General features: G+C 32.7%; 24 protein-coding genes. 17 read left to right on the plus strand and 7 right to left on the minus strand.

Annotated features, from left to right (window positions below; translation table 11 throughout):
- The first annotated feature begins 25 nt into the window (after positions 1 to 25).
- Positions 26 to 562: an L-threonylcarbamoyladenylate synthase gene (locus ACXGQW_RS08440; protein ID WP_457821916.1), complete on the plus strand. Its 537-nt coding sequence runs from the start codon at positions 26 to 28 to the stop codon at positions 560 to 562.
- On the plus strand, positions 562 to 1,989 hold the full coding sequence (locus tag ACXGQW_RS08445; protein WP_457821918.1) for a CCA tRNA nucleotidyltransferase: 1,428 nt from the start codon (positions 562 to 564) through the stop codon (positions 1,987 to 1,989). The genes ACXGQW_RS08440 and ACXGQW_RS08445 overlap by 1 nt, the downstream gene beginning before the upstream one ends.
- 74 nt (positions 1,990 to 2,063) lie before the next feature.
- On the opposite strand, the gene ACXGQW_RS08450 is transcribed toward ACXGQW_RS08445, so the two are convergent.
- Positions 2,064 to 3,173: a M42 family metallopeptidase gene (locus tag ACXGQW_RS08450; protein ID WP_457821920.1), complete on the minus strand. Its 1,110-nt coding sequence runs from the start codon at positions 3,171 to 3,173 to the stop codon at positions 2,064 to 2,066.
- Between the two features lie 263 nt (positions 3,174 to 3,436).
- Between ACXGQW_RS08450 and ACXGQW_RS08455 the strand changes: the two genes are divergently transcribed.
- The 3 genes from ACXGQW_RS08455 (at position 3,437) to ACXGQW_RS08465 (ending at position 5,459) form a co-directional block, all read left to right on the plus strand.
- A complete protein-coding gene (locus tag ACXGQW_RS08455; RefSeq protein WP_457821922.1) occupies positions 3,437 to 4,111 on the plus strand; it encodes a DUF4294 domain-containing protein in 675 nt (224 codons plus the stop codon).
- Positions 4,112 to 4,179: 68 nt separating this feature from the next.
- A complete protein-coding gene (locus tag ACXGQW_RS08460; RefSeq protein ID WP_457824197.1) occupies positions 4,180 to 4,563 on the plus strand; it encodes an START-like domain-containing protein in 384 nt (127 codons plus the stop codon).
- Between the two features lie 86 nt (positions 4,564 to 4,649).
- Positions 4,650 to 5,459, plus strand: a complete 810-nt coding sequence (locus tag ACXGQW_RS08465; protein WP_457821924.1) for an aminotransferase class IV — start codon at positions 4,650 to 4,652, stop codon at positions 5,457 to 5,459.
- Here ACXGQW_RS08465 and ACXGQW_RS08470 read toward each other — a convergent pair.
- From ACXGQW_RS08470 to ACXGQW_RS08490, 5 genes are all read right to left on the minus strand, one after another.
- Complete coding sequence (locus tag ACXGQW_RS08470; RefSeq protein WP_457821926.1) at positions 5,456 to 6,013, minus strand: YqgE/AlgH family protein; 558 nt, start codon at positions 6,011 to 6,013, stop codon at positions 5,456 to 5,458. The genes ACXGQW_RS08465 and ACXGQW_RS08470 overlap by 4 nt on opposite strands.
- 91 nt (positions 6,014 to 6,104) lie before the next feature.
- Positions 6,105 to 6,377 (minus strand): HU family DNA-binding protein, encoded by a 273-nt coding sequence (locus ACXGQW_RS08475; protein WP_457821928.1) that lies wholly within the window; start codon positions 6,375 to 6,377, stop codon positions 6,105 to 6,107.
- A 163-nt stretch (positions 6,378 to 6,540) separates the two neighbouring features.
- Positions 6,541 to 7,485 (minus strand): methionyl-tRNA formyltransferase, encoded by a 945-nt coding sequence (gene fmt / locus ACXGQW_RS08480; RefSeq protein ID WP_457821930.1) that lies wholly within the window; start codon positions 7,483 to 7,485, stop codon positions 6,541 to 6,543.
- Positions 7,478 to 9,376, minus strand: coding sequence for a RecQ family ATP-dependent DNA helicase (locus tag ACXGQW_RS08485; protein ID WP_457821931.1), 1,899 nt, complete (start codon positions 9,374 to 9,376; stop codon positions 7,478 to 7,480). Before ACXGQW_RS08485 ends, fmt begins: the two co-directional genes overlap by 8 nt.
- Positions 9,369 to 9,905: an AAA family ATPase gene (locus ACXGQW_RS08490; protein WP_457821933.1), complete on the minus strand. Its 537-nt coding sequence runs from the start codon at positions 9,903 to 9,905 to the stop codon at positions 9,369 to 9,371. The genes ACXGQW_RS08485 and ACXGQW_RS08490 overlap by 8 nt, the downstream gene beginning before the upstream one ends.
- 84 nt (positions 9,906 to 9,989) lie before the next feature.
- Here ACXGQW_RS08490 and ACXGQW_RS08495 point away from each other — a divergent pair, with 84 nt between their 5' ends.
- The 9 genes from ACXGQW_RS08495 (at position 9,990) to ACXGQW_RS08535 (ending at position 18,979) form a co-directional block, all read left to right on the plus strand.
- Complete coding sequence (locus ACXGQW_RS08495) at positions 9,990 to 10,271, plus strand: DUF493 family protein (RefSeq protein WP_457821935.1); 282 nt, start codon at positions 9,990 to 9,992, stop codon at positions 10,269 to 10,271.
- Positions 10,272 to 10,280: 9 nt separating this feature from the next.
- Positions 10,281 to 11,870 (plus strand): peptidylprolyl isomerase, encoded by a 1,590-nt coding sequence (locus ACXGQW_RS08500; protein WP_457821937.1) that lies wholly within the window; start codon positions 10,281 to 10,283, stop codon positions 11,868 to 11,870.
- Entirely contained in the window at positions 11,870 to 12,709 is an 840-nt protein-coding gene (locus tag ACXGQW_RS08505; RefSeq protein WP_457821939.1) for a hypothetical protein, read from the plus strand. The genes ACXGQW_RS08500 and ACXGQW_RS08505 overlap by 1 nt, the downstream gene beginning before the upstream one ends.
- Positions 12,696 to 14,048, plus strand: coding sequence for a peptidylprolyl isomerase (locus tag ACXGQW_RS08510; RefSeq protein ID WP_457821941.1), 1,353 nt, complete (start codon positions 12,696 to 12,698; stop codon positions 14,046 to 14,048). The genes ACXGQW_RS08505 and ACXGQW_RS08510 overlap by 14 nt, the downstream gene beginning before the upstream one ends.
- Before the next feature lie 50 nt (positions 14,049 to 14,098).
- The gene (locus tag ACXGQW_RS08515; protein WP_457821943.1) at positions 14,099 to 15,013 is read left to right on the plus strand and encodes an ion channel; all 915 of its coding nucleotides are present in this window, start codon (positions 14,099 to 14,101) and stop codon (positions 15,011 to 15,013) included.
- A 222-nt stretch (positions 15,014 to 15,235) separates the two neighbouring features.
- Positions 15,236 to 15,622, plus strand: coding sequence for a pyrophosphohydrolase domain-containing protein (locus tag ACXGQW_RS08520; RefSeq protein ID WP_457821945.1), 387 nt, complete (start codon positions 15,236 to 15,238; stop codon positions 15,620 to 15,622).
- A gap of 39 nt (positions 15,623 to 15,661) precedes the next feature.
- Complete coding sequence (locus ACXGQW_RS08525) at positions 15,662 to 16,969, plus strand: D-arabinono-1,4-lactone oxidase (RefSeq protein ID WP_457821946.1); 1,308 nt, start codon at positions 15,662 to 15,664, stop codon at positions 16,967 to 16,969.
- 111 nt (positions 16,970 to 17,080) lie between these two features.
- Positions 17,081 to 17,752, plus strand: a complete 672-nt coding sequence (locus ACXGQW_RS08530) for an HAD family hydrolase (protein WP_457821948.1) — start codon at positions 17,081 to 17,083, stop codon at positions 17,750 to 17,752.
- A 3-nt stretch (positions 17,753 to 17,755) separates the two neighbouring features.
- Positions 17,756 to 18,979 carry an NAD(P)/FAD-dependent oxidoreductase gene (locus ACXGQW_RS08535; protein ID WP_457821950.1) on the plus strand — a complete coding sequence of 408 codons (1,224 nt, stop codon included), beginning with the start codon at positions 17,756 to 17,758 and terminating at the stop codon, positions 18,977 to 18,979.
- A gap of 592 nt (positions 18,980 to 19,571) precedes the next feature.
- Here ACXGQW_RS08535 and ACXGQW_RS08540 read toward each other — a convergent pair.
- The gene (locus ACXGQW_RS08540) at positions 19,572 to 19,802 is read right to left on the minus strand and encodes a hypothetical protein (RefSeq protein WP_457821952.1); all 231 of its coding nucleotides are present in this window, start codon (positions 19,800 to 19,802) and stop codon (positions 19,572 to 19,574) included.
- A 105-nt stretch (positions 19,803 to 19,907) separates the two neighbouring features.
- On the opposite strand from ACXGQW_RS08540, the gene ACXGQW_RS08545 reads away from it, so the two are divergent.
- From ACXGQW_RS08545 to ACXGQW_RS08555, 3 genes are read left to right on the plus strand one after another with little or no spacing between them, the layout of a single operon-like run.
- Positions 19,908 to 21,002, plus strand: coding sequence for a diphosphomevalonate/mevalonate 3,5-bisphosphate decarboxylase family protein (locus ACXGQW_RS08545; RefSeq protein WP_457821954.1), 1,095 nt, complete (start codon positions 19,908 to 19,910; stop codon positions 21,000 to 21,002).
- Between the two features lie 30 nt (positions 21,003 to 21,032).
- Entirely contained in the window at positions 21,033 to 21,959 is a 927-nt protein-coding gene (locus tag ACXGQW_RS08550) for a GHMP family kinase ATP-binding protein (RefSeq protein WP_457821955.1), read from the plus strand.
- Positions 21,960 to 21,975: 16 nt separating this feature from the next.
- Positions 21,976 to 22,890, plus strand: a complete 915-nt coding sequence (locus ACXGQW_RS08555) for a geranylgeranylglycerol-phosphate geranylgeranyltransferase (protein ID WP_457821957.1) — start codon at positions 21,976 to 21,978, stop codon at positions 22,888 to 22,890.
- The last annotated feature ends 28 nt before the right edge of the window (positions 22,891 to 22,918 follow it).

The raw sequence follows: 22,918 nt of genomic DNA on the forward strand, positions 1-22,918 counted from the left end.
CTATAGATAGTTACTTAAGATTTTTATGGAAGCAGCGGTTAATTATAGGGTGTTTCTTTATCCCACGGACACTGTTTGGGGAATAGGGTGCGATGCAACAGATGCCAAATCTGTGGCCAAAATCTATGCGATAAAACAAAGGGAAGAGACCAAAAGTCTGGTGATTTTAGTGTCTTCTTTAGACATGCTAAAAAAGTACATAGATAAGGTGCCTAGTAATGCCATTGAAATATTAGAAAAAGCGACTAGACCTACCACCATTGTATATGACAGCCCAATAGGGATTGCTAAAAATGCCATAGGAAAAGACAATACCATTGCCATAAGAATTGCTTCGGATGATTTTTGTAAAAACATGATAGAAGAGTACGGGAAACCTATAATTTCTACCTCTGCAAATATAAGCGGAGAGCCAACTCCCAAACAATTTTCGGAAATAGATAGTCGTATTTTGCAAGCTGTAGATTATATAGTAGATTTGCATCACGATAAAATTTGTGAAAAATCCTCGACTATTATCAAGGTCACAAACAACAATCAGGTAACCGTAATTAGACCTTAATGCAAATTCTAGAGAATTATAAATCTGCAATACAACATCCAATATTTGAATACATTACTAAAGCATCTAATTTGCTAAATGTAGATGCGTATGTAATTGGAGGTTTTGTCCGAGATTTTATTTTAGAGAGAGGAGAGGCAAAGGATATAGATGTTGTTGCAATAGGTAGTGGAATAGAATTAGCACTAAAAGTGGCAGAATTGTTACCCAACAAACCCAAAGTTCAGGTGTTTAAAACCTATGGTACGGCCATGTTGCGTTTTCAGGAAATTGAGGTTGAATTTGTAGGAGCGAGAAAAGAATCTTATACCGAAGATAGTAGAAATCCCGAAGTAGAAGCAGGGAGTTTACAGGATGATCAAGAGAGACGAGATTTTACAATTAACGCTTTGGCGATATCCTTAAATGAAAATTCGCTAGGTAGATTGTTGGACCCTTTTAACGGTGTTAACGATTTGCAATCAAAAATAATTCGCACCCCTTTAAATCCAGATATTACCTACTCTGATGATCCTTTAAGGATGATGAGAGCAATACGTTTTGCGACACAGTTAAACTTTACTATCGAGAAAGAGTCTCTAGATGCTATTAGTAAAAATGCTAAGAGATTAGAGATCATCACTAGAGAAAGGGTGATGGTAGAAATTCATAAAATTTTGGAATCTCCTATACCTTCTATAGGGTTTTTACATTTAGAAGAATCAGGGTTATTACATCAAATACTACCAGAACTAACCAACTTAAAAGGAGTTCAAGAAGTTGAAGGTCAAAAACATAAAGACAATTTTTATCATACTTTAGAAGTAGTAGATAACATAGCTAAAAATACAGAAGATGTTTGGTTAAGATGGGCTGCTTTGTTACACGATATAGGCAAGGCACCAACTAAGCGTTTTTCTAAAAAAGTAGGATGGACGTTTCATAATCACGAATTTGTAGGATCTAAAATGGTTTTTAAGCTTTTTAAAAGACTAAAATTACCTTTGAACAACAAAATGAAGTTTGTTCAGAAAATGGTTTTATTAAGTTCAAGACCTATTGTGTTGGCTTCTGAAGTTACAGATTCTGCAGTAAGGCGTTTGGTGTTTGATGCAGGTGAAGATATTGACAATTTGATGATACTATGTGAGGCTGACATTACCACAAAAAATTCAAAGAAGTTTAAGCGTTACCATAACAATTTTAAAATTGTTAGAGACAAAATAAAAGAGGTAGAGGAAAGAGATAGGGTTCGTAATTTTGAACCTCCCATTACTGGTGAAATTATTATGAAGACTTTTGATCTTAAACCTTGTAAGGAAATAGGACAGATTAAAGATTACATCAAGGAGTCAATTCTAGACGGTATCATTACCAATGATTATAATGAAGCTTTTGATCTAATGCTCAAAAGGGCAGAAAAATTGGGTTTATCTCCTAAGGTATAATTCTATACTCAGAAAAAAAGAGGTTCACAATTCAATTAATTGTAAACCTCTTTTTAACCATTAAAATTTAGGGTTTAGATAGTATAGCTCTCTTTTTTAAAATAGCTAAAATCGTCACCATTCTTAATTTTTTTAACACTTTCAAAAATTAATTTAATCACGTTTTCAACATCACTTTTGTGAACCATTTCTACAGTGGTATGCATATATCTTAAAGGCAAAGAAATCAAGGCAGAAGGAACACCTCCATTGCTGTAAGCAAACGCATCTGTATCTGTTCCCGTTGCTCTAGACGAAGCGTGCCTTTGGAAAGGAATATCGTTTTTTTCAGCAGTATCAATAATTAATTCTCTTACATTATGCTGAATGGCAGGAGCGTAAGAAATCACGGGGCCATTTCCAATTTGAGTATCTCCTTCAGCAGATTTTTTAATCATAGGAGTAGTCGTGTCATGACAAACATCCGTTACTATGGCTACATTAGGCTTAATAGTTTGGGTAATCATTTCTGCACCACGTAATCCGATTTCCTCTTGAACAGAATTGGTAACGTATAGAGCGAAAGGCAAATCGATATTGTTTTCTTTAATTAACCTAGCAACTTCAGCAATCATAAATCCACCCATTCTATTGTCTAAAGCTCTACAAATAAATTTGTTTTCGTTCAGTATTTCAAAAGTATCCGGATAAGTAATAACGCAACCTACGTGCACCCCTAAAGCCAACACCTCTTCTTTAGTTTCGCAACCTACATCAATAGTAATATTTTCTATTTTAGGAGTATCTTCTTTAGCTCCTTTTAATCGGGTATGTATAGCAGGCCATCCAAAAACTCCTCTAACAATTCCTTTTTTTGTATGGATATTTACTCTTTTAGACGGAGCAATAATATGGTCACTACCACCGTTTCTAATCACGTGAATTAGTCCATTGTCTGTGATATAGTTCACATACCATGCAATTTCATCAGAATGTCCCTCTATCACAACTTTATAGTCTGCTTTTGGATTGATAACACCTACAGCAGTTCCGTATGAATCTGTAATAAATTCATCCACATAGGGTTTTAAATAGTCCATCCATATTTCTTGACCCTTGCTCTCGTAACCTGTTGGTGAAGCATTATTTAAGTACTGCTCTAAAAAATCTAGAGATTTTTGATTTAAAATTGTATTGTCGCTCATTATATATCTGTTTAATGTTGTTCAAAAATACTATTTTGATTTTAGATGTAATGTATGTCTTTTGTGGTTTTTAGTTGATATGTGACAGCAAAAAAGCATTAAATAAATTGATGATGAATAACATTGCTCACGGATCAGGTTGTAGTACAAGCTTTAGAATCTTGAACGTTTCTTTACTAGTCAACATCTTGCAATTGGATTAAAACTTAAAAACACAGCTCAAATGTTATTTATGTATTTTTGATGACGTGAAGCGTAGTGTAATGAAAAAAAAGATTTCTATTCTATTGTGTCTTTTTTCTCTAATGGCTTTTTCTCAAGAAAATACTTGGGAGCAGTTAGAGAAAAAATATAAGGATTACTATTTGGTTACAGATCCCAACGGTACTATTTCTTTAGATACTGTAGTACTTTTTCCCAAGCCCAAGTTTAAAACAAACTACGATAGGAGGTATTACCAATGGTTTAAGAAAAAAACTTACAGAGCCTATCCATATGCGGTTTTGGCCAAAAATAAGATAGAGGCTTTAAATGATACCATTTATCTAATAAAGTCTAAAAGAAAAAGAAAACGCTACGTAAAAAGAAAACAAAAATACTTTGAAAACGAATTTGCCAACGACGTTAAAAAGTTAACCAAAACAGAAGGCAGAATTTTAATTAAACTAATCCATAGACTCACAGGTTCCACGGTGAATGAACATGTGCAAGACAAAAGAGGGAATTTCAAAGCTTTTATCTACAGAATTTCGGCTAGTTTATTTAAAATCGATTTGGACTTAGAATATCATCCAGAAAGCGAAATGGAAGATTATATGATAGAAAATATATTACAGCACGCTTTCCAAGATGGCGATTTGGAAAGGATGCCCTCAGTTCTAAAAACGGCAAATAGGGTTTACCCAAACAAGTTAATTGAGATTGAAAAAAAGAACTAAAATAATGTAATATATTTTTTTGTGATAAACAAAAAAATATTACTTTGCCACTCATCAAAATTTAAGCCATTATGACCAAAGAGAAATATCAGTTAGAATTTCCTATACATGCTTCACCTTCTATGTTGTATCAATATTTTGCAACACCGTCAGGATTAGGAGAGTGGTTTGCAGATAACGTGAATTCTAGAGGAGAGATGTTTACTTTTATTTGGGATGATAGTGAAGAGCAAGCAAAGTTATTAACTTACAAAAACGATGAAAGAGCTAAATTTCATTGGGTTGAGGATGAGGATGATGATGCGTACTTTGAATTTAAGATTCAGGTAGATGCATTAACCAAAGATGTATCGCTAATTATTACAGATTTTGCGGAAGAGGATGAGATGGATGAGGCTAAAATGTTATGGGAAAATCAAATTGCAGAATTAAAGCATATTATTGGTGCTTAAAAGATAAAAACTAAAAATGTGAAAAAGCTTTGATGAAAATCAAAGCTTTTTTTATTGTATTTTTGCCAGCATAAAATTTAAGAGAAATGATTAATTACAACGGAAGTATAATCTCAGAAAACAATCATCAAATAGCATATAACAACAGAGGTTTTTCCTATGGAGATGCTTTGTTTGAAACCGTTAAAATTGAAGATGAAGCGGTTGTTTATTGTGAAGATCATTATTTTAGATTAATGGCTTCTATGCGTATGTTGAGAATGGAGATTCCAATGGAATTTACCTTGGAGTTTTTTGAAGCAGAAATATTAAAAACAATTAACGCAAATAAGGGAGACGAAAACAGAGTGAAGTTTACGGTTTACAGGGATGCCAAGGGTTTGTATACACCCGAAGAGAACAAAATTTCTTACATAGTTGAGGTTAAAAAAGTAGCCGTGGTTGTTAAAGATACTTATGAGGTAGATTTGTACAAAGATTTTATGATCAATCCCAATTTATTATCTACCATAAAAACGAATAACAAAATCAATAATGTATTGGCAGGTATTTATGCTAAGGAAAATAATTTAGATAACTGTGTTTTGTTAAATACTAACAAAAACGTAGTGGAATTTACCAATGGAAATATTTTTATAGTAAAAGGCAACGTGATATCTACTCCTCCCTTGTCTGATGGATGTATTAAAGGGGTGATGCGTAAAAATATTATAGAGGTAATTGAAAAAAGTGGAGCATTTGAGGTGGAAGAAGTTTCCATATCTCCGTTTGCAATTCAGAAAGCAGATGAAGTTTTCTTATCCAACGTTATCGTTGGTGTTCAGCCAATCACTAAATACAGAAAGAAGCATTTTGATACTAATATTTCTTTAAAAATAAAAGCACTGCTTGCTTAGTTTAGGCTAGGGTTTTTAGGAGCATTTGCCCATATTTGATATTTGCCACCCATTTCCATTAAATGATCTTTCCATAAATTTTTTGGATGAATATTAAAAATATTTAGGTGGTTGTTTTCGCTCACCAACCAAGATTCGCTTTTTAGTTCCTGATTTAATTGACCTTGTCCCCATCCAGAGTACCCTAAAAAGAATCTGATGTCCTCATTTTTTACAAGTCCTTCGTTTAATAGATTAGAGAGTGCGCTAAAATCTCCACCCCAATAAATACCATTAGTAACCTCAATACTGTTAGGAAGCAAGTTTGGGATTTTGTGGATAAAGTAAAGATTATCTTGCTCCACAGGACCTCCTTGATACACTTTAAAATCACAATCCACTTCTGGAACCAAATCATTTAAGCTATAGCCTAGAGGTTTATTCATTATAAAACCAATAGAACTATCTTTTGAATGTTCCGTAAGTAACACAATAGACCTATTAAAAGAGATATCCCCCAAAATAGAAGGTTCGGCAATTAATAATTTTCCTTTTGATGGTTGTAAAATTCCCATAATTTCTAGCATTTAAATAAATCTATGAAAAAAAAAGCATAAAAAAAACCCCTTGATAAAAGGGGTTTTTAAATAGAATAAATATTCTTTATTAGTTTACTGCATCTGATAAACCTGCACCTGGCTTAAACTTAACGATGTTTTTCTCAGCAATTTGGATAGTAGCTCCTGTTTGAGGGTTTCTTCCTTCACGAGCTGGTCTTTTAGATACAGACCAAGTACCCCATCCGATTAAAGAAACTTTTCCTCCTTCTTTTAAAGTAGAAGTTACATTGTTAGTTACTGATTCTAATGCAGCCTTAGCAGCAGTTTTAGAAATTCCTGCATCAGCAGCGATAGCATCAATTAAATCTGATTTGTTCATAATTACTATTATTAAGTTATATAAGTTTATTTGTTAAACAAATATATAAGTAATAATAGCTTATGCAACTCTCTAGGACTTAAAAGCAATAGAATGTTAATAACTTTTTTATTTTGTTAATAAAGAAACGTGTTAAATATTGCTTTATTAACAGTGTTAGCGTTTACTGTACGTTTGCGTGGGTGTCAAACGAGTAGCCGTTTAATAAACTAACACTGTCCATTAGCTTTTTACCAGCTAGTTTTAGCTTATTTACCTTAATATATCCGTCTTTCGTAGCAATTTTAATGGTTTTTTTATCCGTAACAATGCTTCCAGGTTTTAATTGATGAGTTTCATGAATCATCTCACAATCATAAAGTTTTACCGTGATTTCTTCGTGATTATTAAATAACGTTGTCCATGCAGCAGGATAAGGGTTTAAGCCTCTAATGTGATTAAAAATTGTTTCAGAACGTTGATTCCAATCTATTCTGCAAGTATCAGTGTGTATTTTGTAGGCTAACTTGTCACTGTGAGCAGCTTGTTTCTGGGTTTTCACGTTTCCTGTTTCTATCAATTCTAAAGTTTCAAGTACCAAGTCACTTCCAGCGTGCATTAATTTATCGTGTAGTTCACCAACTGTTTCGCTTTTTCCAATATCAACTTTGTTCTGAAGAATAATTTCTCCAGTATCAATCTTATCATCTAAAAAGAAAGTAGAAGTACCCGTTTGGGTTTCACCGTTAATAATAGCCCAATTTATGGGAGCAGCTCCTCTGTAATCTGGTAAAAGAGATGCGTGTAAGTTAAACGTACCAAATTGAGGCAAACTCCAAACAGATTTTGGGAGCATTCTAAAAGCAACTACAATTTGTAGGTTAGGTTCAAGAGCTTCAAGCTCTGCTTGAAAGTCAGGAGATTTTAAATTGCTGGGCTGTAAAACTTTCAACCCTTTTTCTGTAGCATATTTTTTTATAGCAGATTGTTGTATTTTTCTACCTCTACCTGCTTGTTTATCTGGAGCGGTAATAACTCCTACTACGTTATATTTATTTTGTAAAACTTTATCTAATATGGTTACTGCAAAGTCTGGAGTTCCCATAAATACAATTCTTAGTTTACTCATTTATTTTAAAAAATTGTTGTTGATGAATAATTTTTTCTTCGCTTAAAAGGTGTTGTAAAATTCTTTTTAAAGATGAAGAGTTAATTTTTAAAGCAGTTAATAATTCGTTAAACGTGTGAGGTTTGCTATTAATGACTTTTAATGTGTACTGATATAACGTATCTATATCCTTAATTTTTTTATTGGTAACACAAATATCGCAAATACCACAGTTATCTTTCTCTTTTTGATCAAAGTAATTTAGGATAAACGTATTTCTACAAATTTTTTCGTTTAAAAAGTAGTTTAAGTTTTTACGGTGTTTCTCCTCGTCAATATCGCATAACAGATTCAATTCTTTTTTGATGGGGTTGATGGTCTTTTTATCCTCTCTGGGGACTAAGAACTGAATACTGTGGTGATGAGTATTAGGTTTAAAATTTGCTAGAGCTATTTGGTTTAAATAAGCTAGTTTTTTGCTAATCTCTGCAGTGCTCATTTGAATGGCTGATGAGATTTTATCGATATTTAATCTTTTTTCAATATCAAAAATTCCCGCATAATTTCTAAGTATGTAGCTTATCAGTGTGCTATATTCTGTTTGCTGATGTGTAAATTGTATGATCTGGTGTTGGGTTGCGATTAATTTTAGGGAGCAAGCATCTTTTGGTTGTTCTTTAAATAAAATCACATCGTAGTTATCTAGCCTTCGCAAGATTTTCTCGGTACTGTTAATGCTAAGTTTGTATTTATTACAAAAAACATCAATATCAAAGTCAAATTCTTCTTCTGGTTTCTCCCCTAATGCTATCTGAAAATGTTGATTTAATTTTTGGTAAACATCAATCACCATATTGGTATCAATTATACTTTTGTTTTTTGCCTCGTACTTTATGTAATCGCTTTTAGATAAAATAACACACGAAAAAGATTTCTTTTGATCTCTCCCGGCTCTCCCAGCTTCTTGCAAATAGTTTTCTAAGTGATTGGGGATTTCTAAATGGATGACCAGCCTTACGTTATTTTTATCTATTCCCATACCAAACGCATTAGTGGCTACCATAATATTTTTCTCTTCGGTGTACCAAAGATTCAAATGTTTTTGTTTGGTGTTTTTGTTTAAACCAGCGTGGTAGTAGGTGCTGCGATACCCTTTAATACACAATCTGTTGCTTAGTTCCTGAACCGCTAGTCTATTCTGCAAATAAATAATAGTTGGTGCTTTTAGCTTTTGTAACATTTTATAAAGTAAATCTATCTTGTTTGGAGTCACAAAAACCTGGTAGGCCAAGTTGGGTCTGTTAAAAGAATCGATATGCTTTTGATAATCTTTTTTAAAGTGAAGTAAATTCACAATCTGCTCTTGTGTTTTACAGGTGGCGGTAGCGGTTAGGGCAACAATGTTTTTATTGGGTAATAAGGTTCTTAATAACTGAATTTTTAGGTAAGCAGGTCTAAAATCGTGTCCCCATTGAGATATACAATGAGCCTCATCAACAGCAATAAAAGAAATGTCTAGTTGTTTTATTTTTTCTTGAATTAAGGGCTGCGATAACCTTTCTGGCGATAGGTATAATAATTTTATTTTTTTGATACTAATATTATCAAAAATTCGAACTACATCCTCTGTACGACTACCGCTAGGAATGGTAACGGCTTTAATATTTTTTTGTTTTAAATTCTCTATCTGGTCGTTGATTAATGCCAATAGAGGAGAAATAACCAGACAAGTGCCTGGTTTTATAAGTGCAGGCAGCTGATAGCAAATAGACTTACCACCACCAGTAGGTAAAACAGCCAGCGTGTCTTTGTTATTAATTACATCGTTAATAATGTTTAGCTGTAAAGGTCTAAAAGAAGCGTGTCCCCAATATTTACGAAGCGTTTCTTTAAGATTTACAGTATTATGCATAACATTTTTTTAAAATAAAACCCAATCGTTCTTTTGGAGTTCCAAAAGGAACGATAATAATGTTTTGATGTGTTTTTTGGTATTCCTCTACAATAGCCAAATGGATTTGTTCAGCTTCCTCAAAAGTCTCGAAACGTTCGCTATCGGTGGTATAAATCTTTTTCCACGGAGGGAAAATAAAAACAGTATTATAGGTGTGTTTTTTGGTAGCCTGTTTAAAAGTTTCCTCGTACGCTATTCTATTGTTGTTTAAGTAAGCTGTAATATCGGGAATTCCTCTATCAAAAAAACAGTGAGATTGCTTGCTGTTGCTAGCTTGCTGGTACTGTATAATTCTCTTCCCCAAAACTACCTTGCTAAAAAGGATAGGTTGAGACATAAACAGTTTTTTAGACCCCATTTTTTCAGCTTCTTTAATAATTTCTCTAGAAATTTCTTCTAAACAAAAGTAACCCTTGCGCTGTAACAATTTTAAAACAGTTGACTTTCCAGTTCCGGGTGCTCCTGTTAGCACTATTTTTTGAGGCATATATTAAAAATAAGTTGGTACGAAGAAGTAAAAATAAGAAATAATTATAGTTTTGTAGCCTGATACATTATTCAGCTTGATAAAATGACAAAAAAAGAAATATTTTATAGAGATTTAAAAGTAAAATTAGATGAGAATACTAATTTTCCTTCGGAATACTTATACAAGTTCATTGTACCAACTACCAAAAATCAAGTAGGTGAAGTAGAAGAGATTTTCGCTAAAGTCAACACAAAAATTTCCAAAAAAGCCTCAAAAACCGGAAAATATGTAAGTGTTTCTATTTTATTAAAAGTTAAAAATTCTGACGAAGTAATTAAACATTATCATTCTGTAGAAAAAATAGAAGGATTAATATCATTATAACCATATACCATGAAAAAATATATTTTACTGTTTTTAATTGTGTTTGCTCATTTAACGATATGGGCTCAAAAAGACAAAGTTTTGTTTAAAATAGACAAGGCTCCAACCTATGTTTCGGAGTTTAATAAATTGTTTAAAACGGATAGAGCTTCTCTTACTACCAACGACTTTGACACCAACTTGGAGTTGATGATTGACTACAAATTAAAGTTGAGAGAAGCGGATTTTAAAAAAATAGACACCCTTGAATCATTGCAAAAGGAATATGAGTCTTACAAAAGAAACATAGCAAGCTCTTATCTTAAAGATGAAGAAGCTCTAGAAAAGTTATTAAAGGAGGCTTACAATAGAACAGTCAATCAAATTAAAGCTAGCCACATTTTAGTTGCTGCTCAGGAGGGAGACACAATCAAGGCTTACAAAAAGATTTTAGACATACAAAAACAATTGAAAGAGGGTGCCGATTTTGGAGAATTGGCAGTTAAGTACTCCGATGATCAAAGTGCCAAAACAAATAAAGGCGAGTTAGGTTACTTTAATGCTTTTAAAATGGTTTATCCTTTTGAAACGGCAGCTTATCAAACGGAAGTGGGGCAAGTCTCGGATATTGTTAAAACACGTTTTGGATATCATTTAATTAAAGTGGAAGAAAAATCTAAGACAGGACCAAAAATTAAAGTAGCACATATTATGGTTACTGGTTTGGGTGAAGAAAAGAAAAGTAAAATAGATACAATTTACCGAAAGTTAAAAGATGGAGGTAAGTTTGATAGCTTGGCTAAAAAGTTTTCAGAAGATAAAGGGAGTTCTAGAAAGGGAGGTTTACTGAACCCTTTCTCAAAAGGAACTTTGCCACAAGAATTTGAAAAAGTTGCATTTTCTTTAGAAACTCCTAATTCCTATTCAAAGCCATTTACAACACAATATGGTTGGCATATTATTAAATACTTTGGAAAAGATTCAATTCAAAATTTCGAGGATATGAAAGATGAGTTGAAGAAAAAGATCATGAGAGACCAAAGAAAATTGATCATTGAGGAAGCTGCTTTTGATAAAATAGAACAAAAACATATCGTGATTACTTATCAGGAGGCATTAAAAGCTTTTGAAGTTGAAAATCCTTATGAAATAGCTATTGATAGTTTAAATAGCACCATACTAAGTATTAACAGCGAAAGATATTTGCAGTCTGATTTTGCAGACTTTATCTATAACAAAAGAACCAAAAAACCTTTAGATCTTTTTAAAGTTTACAAAAAAGTAAAATTAAAAGAATACGTTACTGAGCATTTAGAAGATGAAAGTGACGAGTTTAAAGAAACTTTAGCGACCTATAAAAAAGGGTTGGTTATTTTTGAGTTGATGAAAAATAATGTTTGGGATGTACCTGCAAAAGAACCTCAAAAAGTAAAGGATTTTTATGAAGCTAACAAAGCGAAATACTTAGATAAAGGAGCTGCATTTGAAGATGTGAAAGGTTATGTTGAAAGTGATTATCAAGAAAAAATTCAAAAAGAATGGTTAGCAAGCTTAAGAGCTCACAGTAAAATAAAAAAGAACAAAGGAGTGATTAAGAAGCTTAAAAAGACCTACCAATAATGAGGGTTCAATCCATCGCTTTAATGATTATACTACTGGTAAGTTGCGCTCCTAAAAGCACCTCAAAAGAAGATATAGTGGCTAAGGTTTATGATTATGTTTTAACCAAAGATGAGTTAAAAAACAATTTACCAAAAACAACGACTATTGTTGATAGTTTAAAAGTAACTCAAGAGTATATTCAAAACTGGTCTAGGCAAAAATTGTTGTACAGAAATGCGCTCATCAATCTAGACAAAACAGATGAATTAGACAGACTAGTTAATAAATATAAAGAAGAGTTATACGTTTCCTATTATAAAAATGCCTTGGTTAACAAAAAGTTAGATACACTGGTTTTTGAAGAGGAAATAGATAGCTTTTACCAACAGAACAAAAGTAGTTTTAAGCTAAACGAAACCTTACTAAAGTTCAAATATATACACGTAGATAAAAGAAATAGAAAGAGACGAAGCATAAAAAAATTGTTTGAAACCGATAGTATTGACGACAAACAAACTATTTTAAGTGATTACTCAGGATATCAAGATTATTATTTTAACGACTCTGTTTGGGTGTCCTTAAAAGATGTGTATACCCAAAAACCAGATTTTCCGGTTTTAACTAACACAGATTTATCAAAAGTAAATAGGGTAATAGAAAAACAAGGAGTAGATAGAAGTGTATACTATATTTTAAACAAAGAGGTTTTACGAAAAAACGACATAGCTCCTGTGGATTATGTAAAGCCAACAATTAAAAATATATTATTACATAAAAACAAGATAGAGTTCTTTAATCAAATGGAACAAATTTTGATTAATGATGCTGTAAAACAAAACAAATATGAGGTTTATTAAAAGATGCCATTTATTATATGCAATGCTATTGAGTGTAATAGCAGTTACTGCACAAGAAAAAATTAAGTTAGATGGTGTTGCAGCTGTGGTTGGGGACAAAATTATTTTAGATTCTGATATTGTAAAGTACAAAGAAGAAATAAAAAATAGATCAGAAGGAAAAGCAGAGTTTGATGAGTGCCAAATCATGGAAGACATTATGACTCAAAAATTATTAGCGCATCATGCAGTAATAGATAGTGTGTTGGTTTCTGATGCTGAGGTTGACTCTGGAGTGCAAAGAACATTAGATCACTTTAAATCTCAAGTGGGAGATATGAATAAAGTAGTTTCTTTATATGGATTTGATGACTTGGAAGATTTAACCAACGAATTAAAAAGAATTGAAAAAGAAAATACCCTAATTCAAAGAGAAAGACAAAACGTTGTAAAAGATGTGGTGGTTACTCCAGAAGAAGTTCGTTTCTTTTACAATGACTTAAAGCAAAAAGGAGATTTGCCAAACTTTGGAATAGAAGTGGAACTTTCACAAATTACCATAAAAGCTGTCCCTGCAAAAGAATCGGTTAAAGAAACTTTAGACAAGCTTAACGAAATTAAAAAAGATATAGAGAACGGATATAGCATGCGATTAAAGGCTATTCTGTATTCCGAAGATCCTGGAGTAGCACAGAACGGAGGACAGTATACCATTACTAGACAAAGCCAGTTTGTTAAAGAATTTAAAGAAGCTGCTTTTAGTTTAGAAGAAGGTGAAGTGTCAGAACCTTTTAAGTCCCAGTTCGGATATCACATTTTACAGGTAGAAAAAGTAAAAGGGCAACAAAGAGATGTTAGGCACATATTAATGCAGCCTAAAATAGAACAAGCAAGGCTAGATGCTGCTAAAGAAAAATTAGAATCTGTTAGAGCAGAAATTATTGCTGGCAATATTACTTTTAATGATGCCGTAGTAAAATACTCTGATGATAAGGCAACCAACTTAAACAAAGGAAAGCTAGTAAATCCCTATACCAGTGATGCAAAGTTTGAACTGAATAAAATGGATCCTAAATTGTTTGCTAAAGTAGACAAGCTAGCCGAAAACAGCATTACAGATGTTTATTACGAAGAAACCAGAGACGGTGAAAAAATGTATAAAATCATTAAAGTAACCAAAAGGATTGATGCACACGAGGCAGACCTGTCAAAAGACTACGTTAAAATACAGCAATTAGCACTCCAAAAAAAGCAGCAAGAAACTTTAGAGAAATGGTATAAAATCAAAATAAAAGATACATACATAAAACTAAATGGCGATCACAAAGCATGCAGTTTTAAATACAGCTGGTTAAATTAAACAAACGACAGTCTTGAGTTTTCAAGGCTGTTTTTTTATTTTACAAACAGATGGCAAAAATTTTAAAAGATCCTGGAATTGGATACAAATCCAATTCGAAAGCACAACGTATTATTGTCAATGGGCAATCCAATGTGAAACACGTTCACAGAAAAAAAACAATTGACGATTTATACACCTACTTAATCAATATAGGCTGGTTAAGGTTTTTTGCCTACGTATTACTAGGGTATGTACTGATTAATATGCTTTTTGCAATTTTATATTTGTCAGTAGGAATCCAGCAATTTAGAAATTCAACAGGAAGCGTTTTAGAAGATTTCACCAGACTCTTTTTCTTTAGTGCGCAAACGATTACAACTGTTGGTTACGGAGTTATTGCTCCCAAAGGAATTGTAGCAGGAATATTGTCTTCACTAGAGGCTCTAATAGGATTAATGTCTTTTTCTTTCATTACGGGTTTACTCTACGGTCGATTTTCAAAACCCAAAGCAAAAATTCAATTTTCAAAAAACATTCTGGTAAGAGAATTTGAAGAGGGAAGAGCTATCATGTTTAGAGTAATGAACAACAGAACTAATTTAATGATAGAGCCGGAGTTAAATGCGGTAATTAATATCACGGAAAAGAACGAACTAGGTGAATTTAACAGGATGTTCTATCAGTTGTCTCTACAAAGAAATAAAATTATGTATTTACCCACCATGTGGACGGTGGTGCATAAAATTGATAAAGAAAGTCCTTTAGCAAAATATACCAATGAAGAATTACAAGAACTAGAAGTGGAAATTTATATACTTTTCAAATATCACGAAGAGGCATTTAACCAAACATTGTATCAATTACACTCATACGACTTCAGTAATCTAAAGGTCAACCATAAGTTTGGAGATTCTTATTTTTTTGATGAAGATGGGTTCACAGTAATAGACCATGAAAAATTAGATGATTTGATTGAAATCTAACTTATTTTAAAGCAATCCTAATTAGAATAAAACCAACAGTAACAATGATACCACTTAGAAGCACCTTGATTGCGGTATGTTTGTAATGTATTTTATGAAGTTTTAAATCTTTTCTATAGCTCCAAATCATTGCTGAGGTGAAAGCGACAACAAAAAAGATTGCAAAATATATTTGTCCAGTCGAAAACATATGGGTAATTTTTTAGCAAAATTAAGAAACAAATGAAGAATAAAATCAAAGCGGTTCAAGAATTTCATACTGCATACAAATTAGGCTATAAAAACACACCTATTGCTGCTATAGGAGAAGATAAAATTAAGTTGCGTTATAATTTAATGGACGAAGAAAACAAAGAATATTTAGAGGCCGCAGAGAATGGAGATTTGATAGAGGTGGCAGATGCGCTCGGAGATATGCTTTACATTTTATGCGGAACCATTATTGAGCATGGAATGCAAGATAAAATTGAAGAAGTTTTTAACGAAATTCAAAGAAGTAACATGAGTAAATTAGGAGAAGACGGAGAACCTATTTACCGAGAAGATGGAAAAGTATTAAAAGGGCCTCATTATTTCAAACCTAATATTGAAAAGATATTAAATAATTAGCGACCTATTATATAAACAAAAATCAAAACAAAATCTATTTTGAATCAAATTGTAGAAAATAAAAAAGAGTGGATTAGTTGGAATGAAAATGTAAAACATTCTTATGCTGAGCTTATTGAAGTAAAAACAGAACAAGACTTGGTGAATGCTATTGCCAATAATGATTCGGTAAGAGTATTTGGAAACAGGTATTCTTCTTCGGATATCAGTGCAGGAACTAGTGTTTTAGTAGATGTAACAAATTACAACAAAGTTGTCAAGGTAAATCAAGAGACTAAAGAAGTTACAGTACAAGCCGGAGCAACTCTAGAAGAAACGATTAATGTAATTCAATCCGCTGGTTGGTGTATCCCTTGTTTGCCAGATATTGATAAAATAACTATTGGAGGTGCGTTGGCTACAGCAACTCATGGAACCAGTGGATTTATTTTATCTAAGTATGTTTCTAAGTTTAGAATGGTTTTGGCAGATGGTTCTATTAAAGAATACACAGATGCTGACTTTGAAACAGATGCTATAAGAGTATCTTTAGGAGTGTTAGGAATGTTTTCTGAAATTACTTTTAAATGTGAAGAGAATTACATTTTGCATCTAAAAGAGCAATCGATGAAAGATGATACATGGGTAGGGAATTTAGATGACTACTTAAAGACGTATGATTTTGTGAGAATCTTATGGTTGCCACATACCAATCATGGATACGTAATTTTAGGAACCAAAGTAGATAAAGATTTTAAATTTAAAAAGAAAGATGCCCCAGGTTATATAAAACACAGACGTAAAACCTCTAAGTTTTTATATCAATACACCCATAAAAATCCAAGATTTACAGCTACGGCAAATAAAATTTTACACAGATTGTTTTTCACTCCCAAAAAAGAACACGCAGGTAGTTTGTACGACGCTACCGTTACAAAGTCTAGAGGAGCAACGATGGAATTGGCAGAATGGACAGTTGCTTACTCAAAATTTAAAGACTTGTTTAAGGATTTAAAAGAGGTGCTAGACGATAAAAACAACAATGCCTACGTACATGTCCCAATGGATGTTCGTTTTATTCATAAAGATGATGCCTGGTTAAGCTACGCATCAGATGAAGATATGGTTACTGTGGGTTGTGTGTGTAGAAACTCTCCTGTAGCAGATGACTATGAAGCTTTTGAAAAAGTAGAAGAAGTATTCTTGAAATACGGAGGAAAACCTCACTGGGGTAAGCGATTTAAAGCTAAACATGACGAACTAGCCAAATTGTATCCTAAATGGAATGAATTTAAGGAGCTGAGAGAAAAAATGGATCCGACAAATAAATTTTTGAACGGATATTTAACGAAAATTTTCACAAAATAATAAATACCCTGAAACTATTTCAGGGTATTTTAGTTTACAAGTAAAGTCGTATTCGTCAAAAGCTATATAATAGCCGTTTTGATGATGTTGTTTTAAAAAAAGTTAAAGAATATGAAAAAATTACCTTACCCAAAAGCCGTGTTGTTTGATTTTGATGGAGTTGTTGTAAATAGTGTAAAAACTCACGGGGCAGCTTGGTCAACTTCTTTTAGACAAATTTTTGATAAAGAAATTTGTCCGTTTCCCCATGCAACTCACGCAGGGAAAGCTCCAGCAGTTATTGCAGAATATTATGCAACTTTTGGGGGAGATAAATCAAAAGGGAGTGAATTGGAAAAATTAAAGGAAGAACATTTAAAACAAACAGTCGTAACGACTCCTCCAGATTTGTTACCTGGTGCTTTTGATTTAGAAGCGTATTTAACAGAAAAAGATATTCCGCACGGAATAGCAAGCAATGCACCTACAAGCTTTGTTAAAAATTCTGTAAAAGAAACGGGCATAGGCTTTACAGTATGTATGGGAGTGGACCAATTTAGTGAGCCAAAACCAAGTCCAATTCCTTACTTAACCTTGGCAGCTACTTTAGGAATTAAAGAAGAGGATTTTCCTGAAACTATTATTTTTGAAGACAGTTTAACAGGAATTAAAGCAGCCGCACAGACAGGAATGGTAGCTGTAGGAATGTTAACACAATACACGGAGGAAGAACTACTAGCTAACGGAGCCGTAAAAGTTTTTCCAACTTTATTAGAAGCTTACCAAGAGATTGTATCTTTGTAACTTATGATAAAACATTACAACGTACTCGTTATTGGAGGTGGGGCTGCAGGTTTTTTTACAGCGATTAATACCAAAGAAAAAAACAGAGAGCTATCTATTTGTATTTTAGAAAAAGGAAAAGAAGTACTCCAAAAAGTTAAGATATCTGGCGGAGGACGTTGTAATGTAACTCATGCTTGTTTTGACCCCAAAGAATTAACAGAGTTTTATCCTAGAGGTAAGAGAGAACTGTTGGGGCCTTTTCATCAGTTTATGACAGGTGATACTATGGAATGGTTTGAACAAAGAGGAGTTCCTTTAAAAATAGAAAGCGATAACAGAATTTTCCCTCAATCTAACACCTCTCAATCTATTATTGATTGTTTTTTATCGATGGCTCAAAATTTAGGAATAGAATTAAGAAAGTCGGAAGGAGTCAAAACTTTTTCTAAGGTAGATGATATTTGGAATATAGAAACCAATCAAGGAGAATATACCTGTGATAAATTAGTAGTAACTGCAGGAAGTAGCAAACCTGTTTGGAATTTGTTATCTACGTTGGGACATCAGGTCGTGGCCCCAGTGCCTTCTTTATTTACGTTTAATATCAAAGATCCATTATTGATAGACCTTCCTGGTGTTTCAGTTCAAAACGTGGAAGTTTCTATAAAAGATACCAAGCTAAAAAGTACAGGACCTCTGCTAATTACCCATTGGGGAACTAGCGGACCTGCTGTTTTAAAGTTGTCGGCTTTTGGAGCTTTAAAATTGGCAGAAAAAGATTATCAGTATCAAGTAAAGGTAAATTGGTTAAGTTGCCATCCTCAACAAGCTACAGAGGTGTTGTTTAATTGTAAAAGAAACGATGCCAAATCTATAATAGATAAAAAAAGTCCTTTTGAAACGATTAGTAAGCGCTTATGGTCAAGGTTTTTAGAGGTATGCGATATAAATGGACAAACCAAATGGGCAGATATATCTAATAAAAAAGTAGAATTATTATCAGAAAAACTAACCAACACCATTTTTCATGCCCAAGGGAAAAGTACTTTTAAGGATGAGTTTGTAACTGCGGGTGGTGTAAAATTAAAAGAAATAAACTTTAAGAGATTCGAAAGTAAATTACATCAAAACTTATTTTTTGCAGGAGAAATTTTAAATATCGATGCTGTTACTGGTGGTTTCAATTTTCAAAATGCATGGACCGGAGGTTGGGTCGTAAGTGAGGCCATAGTAGGTAATAGGTAAAACTGTCTTTAAAACTGCTGTTATATTTTTTTTGATGATTATTCCAATTACGGATTGTAAAAATCCAAGTTCAGTATTGCTATATAAAGTATGTAGTTAGGCTAAATATTTATAATGACTGTTCATAATAAATAAGAGTTTGTAGACTCCAACTTACAAAGACTTTGTACATTGTTTAAAGGTTAGCTTAAAAGATAAAAGTACAATTGATAAAGAGAATAATTTTACGGACAGACATAAAAGTATTAATTCACTTTTGAGGATGACCTCCCAAATAACGTAAGTTCGATATACCTACTACAAGGTTTCAAAGTTGTCATTTCGAGTAGTTTTTGATAGAAAACTGTATCGAGAAAGTCAATCTTTGAAACAAAAACATAATTTGTAGTATAAAAATCTTGTGTAAACTAGTTTGAATAAAAATGTTTCTTTCAAGTCGAACTCACATCAAATAAGATTTTAAAACAATCAGGCCTTATGATTCAATATAAAGTGTTTAATCTGGTGTTATACATAATTAATTGAAAAATAGCTCTAAAGCAAACTCAGCATCATTGAAGTTTTATTTTTTTAGATTAAACTTCTTTCTCATTTAAGCAACTTCACCTCTGTGAGGTTTTAAGGCATCTCTAAAGGTTTTCATGTCAGTTTCATCAACAACAATAAATGCAGTAGCCCACATATCGTTTACCTCGGTATGATTTACCTCATGAAACATCAGCTTTTCAGTCTCTGCAAACTCTCTTAAATGTATGCAATGATGTTTGGCCGTCCCCAAACCTGTAGGACCTCTAAAATCCCATATTAGTTTTATTTTTCTCATGGGAACAAAAATAACTGTTCGCTACTTAAAATAAGAATAGGACTTCCGTAAATTTTAAAGATAGACAACTTAAGGTTATATTTGCTCAAAACAGAGAACATCATTATGGAGCCAATGTTTATTCCAAAATCGTTGCATACAACAAAAGAGTCAGGTAAAATAACTTGGCAAACTCCTAGTAATATTGCTTTGGTAAAGTACTGGGGTAAAAGAAATCCGCAACTCCCAGAAAATACTTCTATTAGTTTTACATTATCTAACTGCAACACAGTTACTACACTTACTTATAAAAAGAAAGACGTAAAAAATGAAATATTTGATTTTGAAGTAATTTTCGAAGGAAAAAAGAACGAAGTTTTTAAACCAAAAATTCAAACTTTTTTTGAGAGAATTGTTGGCTATGTACCTTTTTTAAAGGATTATCAATTTGTTATTGAATCTAAAAATTCTTTTCCGCACAGTAGTGGAATCGCTTCTTCGGCAAGTGGTATGAGTGCTATTGCCATGTGCTTGATGAGCATTGAAAAAGAGTTAAATCCTGATTTATCCAAAGAAGAATTTTACTTAAAAGCATCATTGTTAGCAAGATTAGGTTCGGGGAGTGCTTGCAGAAGTGTGAAAGGAGAAATGGTTGTTTGGGGAGTACATAATGAGATTGAAGGTAGTTCGGACTTATATGGAGTAGCGTTTGAAGACAAAGTAGCTCCTGTTTTTAAAAATTATCAAGATACTATTTTGTTAGTAGATAAAGGAGAGAAACAAGTAAGTAGCACGGTAGGTCATAATCTAATGCATGGACATCCATTTGCATCTCAACGTTTTGCACAGGCTCAAGAAAATATATCTAAAATTAAAGAGGTTTTTGCTAAAGGAGATACAGATGGATTTATTGCTTTGGTAGAAAGTGAGGCACTCACCTTGCATGCTATGATGATGACCAGTAATCCATATTTTATTCTGATGAAACCAAATACTTTGGAGGTAATCAATAAAGTGTGGGAGTACCGAAAAAATACTGGTAGTAAATTATGTTTTACTTTAGATGCTGGAGCCAATGTTCATTTGTTGTATCCAAAAGCTGAAAAAGAAACTGTTCAATTATTCATCAAAGAAAAACTATCAGTTTACTGTAAAAATGGTGAGTATATACACGATGAGGTGGGGATGGGAGCTAAATTATTAGAATCTAATCATATTTAATACCTATATTTACCCCATAATTAGCGAGTTATGAAAGGACCTTTGTTTTACGCAAAAATTTTATTGTTTGGAGAATACGGAATTATCAAAGATTCCAAAGGTTTAGCAATACCCTATAATTCCTACAAAGGAGCTTTTAAACAAGCAAAAATATTAGAAGGCAAAGCGTTAAAGTCTAATGGTTATTTGTTGGAATACTATCAGTATTTAAAGGGGTTAAAATCCGAATTGGTAACCTTTAACTTAAATCAGCTCAAACAAGACATAGACCAAGGGATGTATTTTGACTCGAGCATACCTCAAGGATATGGTGTGGGAAGTTCAGGAGCTATAGTAGCCGCTATTTATGATAAATATGCTCAAGATAAAATTACAGTCTTAGAAAATTTAACGAAAGACAAGCTATTAAAACTAAAGTCCATTTTTGGATTAATGGAGTCTTATTTCCACGGGACTAGTTCAGGATTAGATCCGCTTAACAGTTATTTGAGTCTTCCTATTCTAATACAATCTAAAAACGATGTAGAATCTGTTGGGATTCCTTATCAGCAAAATGGTAAAGGGGCAGTATTTTTATTAGATTCTAAAATGATTGGAGAAACTGAACCGATGGTCAACATCTTTATGGAAAAAATGAAGAATGAAGGTTTCCGTAAAATGTTAAGTAATGAATTCGTTACCTATACCGATGCTTGTGTAGAAAATTTTTTACACGGGGAAGTAAAGTCATTGTTTGGAAACGTAAAAAAACTATCTAAGATTGTACTAGACAATTTTAAACCTATGATTCCTGCTAAATTCCATGCTTTGTGGAAAAAAGGAATTGATTCCAACGATTACTATTTAAAATTGTGCGGATCTGGCGGTGGAGGATATATTTTAGGATTTGCTCCTGATTTTGAAAAAGCAAAAAAGTCTTTAATAGGACATGATTTAGAATTGGTGTACAGATTTTAATGAGTACCTCAATCATATGACTAGTAAGGCAACAAAAAAGCATAAAATTTTAGGGTTGTTTTCTGTAGTACGAGGATATAATGTAATACTGTTATCCATCGCACAATACTTAGCTGCTATATTTGTTTTTGCGGTAGATACTTCTCTAAAGCAAGTTTTTTGCGATGTTCACCTACATCTAGTGGTTTTAGCCACTATATGCGTAGTGTCTTCGGGATACATCATCAACGATTTTTACGATTTGTCAATCGATATGATTAATAAACCGTTAAAAACACAAATGGGTAATTGGGTTAGTAAAAAAACTAAGCTACAAGTGTACTTCACTCTCAACTTCATTGCCTTTGCTCTCGGGCTATTAATTTCTTGGAAAGCAGCACTATTTTTTGCGATTTATATTTTTTTAATATGGTTGTATTCTCACAAGCTAAAGAAATATCCAGTAGTTAAAATAATAGCAGTTTCCATTTTAGATGTGCTTCCTTTTTTTGTGATTTTTGTTTATTACAACCACGTGTCAACCCTAATTTTAACACACGGAGTGTTTTTGTTTGGCTTGATAATATCTAAAGAAATCATTAAAGATTTTAGGAGAGTAAGAGGAGCTATTTTAAATAATAGAGAGACTTTAGTTACTAAATATGGAGCTTATAGGGTAAAGGTGTTTTTTATGATACTAATGTTTTTGATGACGATTCCCACTTTATATCTATTCACTTTTCCAGAAATAGGCTATATGAAGTATTATTTTTACAGCTTTATTCCTTTAGGTCCAGTATTTTTGTTTTTTCTGATAAAAGCAAAAAGAGAAAAACATTATTTATGGTTACACAACGTAATAAAAGCATTGCTAGTGGTAGGAGTTTTTAGTCTAATGCTGGTTGATACTTCTGTGCTGTTAATCAGATTGTTAAATCACGTTAAAATATAGTTCTATATTCTTTATTGTTTTGTATTTT

Source organism: Wenyingzhuangia sp. IMCC45533, from assembly GCF_054111225.1.

Excerpts from the sequence above, each read along its gene's own strand:
- ACXGQW_RS08440 (WP_457821916.1), top strand. The coding sequence starts at position 26 with ATGGAAGCAGCGGTTAATTATAGGGTGTTTCTTTATCCCACGGACACT.
- ACXGQW_RS08445 (WP_457821918.1), top strand. The coding sequence starts at position 562 with ATGCAAATTCTAGAGAATTATAAATCTGCAATACAACATCCAATATTT.
- ACXGQW_RS08450 (WP_457821920.1), bottom strand. The coding sequence starts at position 3,173 with ATGAGCGACAATACAATTTTAAATCAAAAATCTCTAGATTTTTTAGAG.
- ACXGQW_RS08455 (WP_457821922.1), top strand. The coding sequence starts at position 3,437 with ATGAAAAAAAAGATTTCTATTCTATTGTGTCTTTTTTCTCTAATGGCT.
- ACXGQW_RS08465 (WP_457821924.1), top strand. The coding sequence starts at position 4,650 with ATGATTAATTACAACGGAAGTATAATCTCAGAAAACAATCATCAAATA.
- ACXGQW_RS08470 (WP_457821926.1), bottom strand. The coding sequence starts at position 6,013 with ATGGGAATTTTACAACCATCAAAAGGAAAATTATTAATTGCCGAACCT.
- ACXGQW_RS08475 (WP_457821928.1), bottom strand. The coding sequence starts at position 6,377 with ATGAACAAATCAGATTTAATTGATGCTATCGCTGCTGATGCAGGAATT.
- fmt (WP_457821930.1), bottom strand. The coding sequence starts at position 7,485 with ATGAGTAAACTAAGAATTGTATTTATGGGAACTCCAGACTTTGCAGTA.
- ACXGQW_RS08485 (WP_457821931.1), bottom strand. The coding sequence starts at position 9,376 with ATGCATAATACTGTAAATCTTAAAGAAACGCTTCGTAAATATTGGGGA.
- ACXGQW_RS08490 (WP_457821933.1), bottom strand. The coding sequence starts at position 9,905 with ATGCCTCAAAAAATAGTGCTAACAGGAGCACCCGGAACTGGAAAGTCA.
- ACXGQW_RS08495 (WP_457821935.1), top strand. The coding sequence starts at position 9,990 with ATGACAAAAAAAGAAATATTTTATAGAGATTTAAAAGTAAAATTAGAT.
- ACXGQW_RS08500 (WP_457821937.1), top strand. The coding sequence starts at position 10,281 with ATGAAAAAATATATTTTACTGTTTTTAATTGTGTTTGCTCATTTAACG.
- ACXGQW_RS08505 (WP_457821939.1), top strand. The coding sequence starts at position 11,870 with ATGAGGGTTCAATCCATCGCTTTAATGATTATACTACTGGTAAGTTGC.
- ACXGQW_RS08510 (WP_457821941.1), top strand. The coding sequence starts at position 12,696 with ATGAGGTTTATTAAAAGATGCCATTTATTATATGCAATGCTATTGAGT.
- ACXGQW_RS08515 (WP_457821943.1), top strand. The coding sequence starts at position 14,099 with ATGGCAAAAATTTTAAAAGATCCTGGAATTGGATACAAATCCAATTCG.
- ACXGQW_RS08520 (WP_457821945.1), top strand. The coding sequence starts at position 15,236 with ATGAAGAATAAAATCAAAGCGGTTCAAGAATTTCATACTGCATACAAA.
- ACXGQW_RS08530 (WP_457821948.1), top strand. The coding sequence starts at position 17,081 with ATGAAAAAATTACCTTACCCAAAAGCCGTGTTGTTTGATTTTGATGGA.
- ACXGQW_RS08535 (WP_457821950.1), top strand. The coding sequence starts at position 17,756 with ATGATAAAACATTACAACGTACTCGTTATTGGAGGTGGGGCTGCAGGT.
- ACXGQW_RS08540 (WP_457821952.1), bottom strand. The coding sequence starts at position 19,802 with ATGAGAAAAATAAAACTAATATGGGATTTTAGAGGTCCTACAGGTTTG.
- ACXGQW_RS08545 (WP_457821954.1), top strand. The coding sequence starts at position 19,908 with ATGGAGCCAATGTTTATTCCAAAATCGTTGCATACAACAAAAGAGTCA.
- ACXGQW_RS08550 (WP_457821955.1), top strand. The coding sequence starts at position 21,033 with ATGAAAGGACCTTTGTTTTACGCAAAAATTTTATTGTTTGGAGAATAC.
- ACXGQW_RS08555 (WP_457821957.1), top strand. The coding sequence starts at position 21,976 with ATGACTAGTAAGGCAACAAAAAAGCATAAAATTTTAGGGTTGTTTTCT.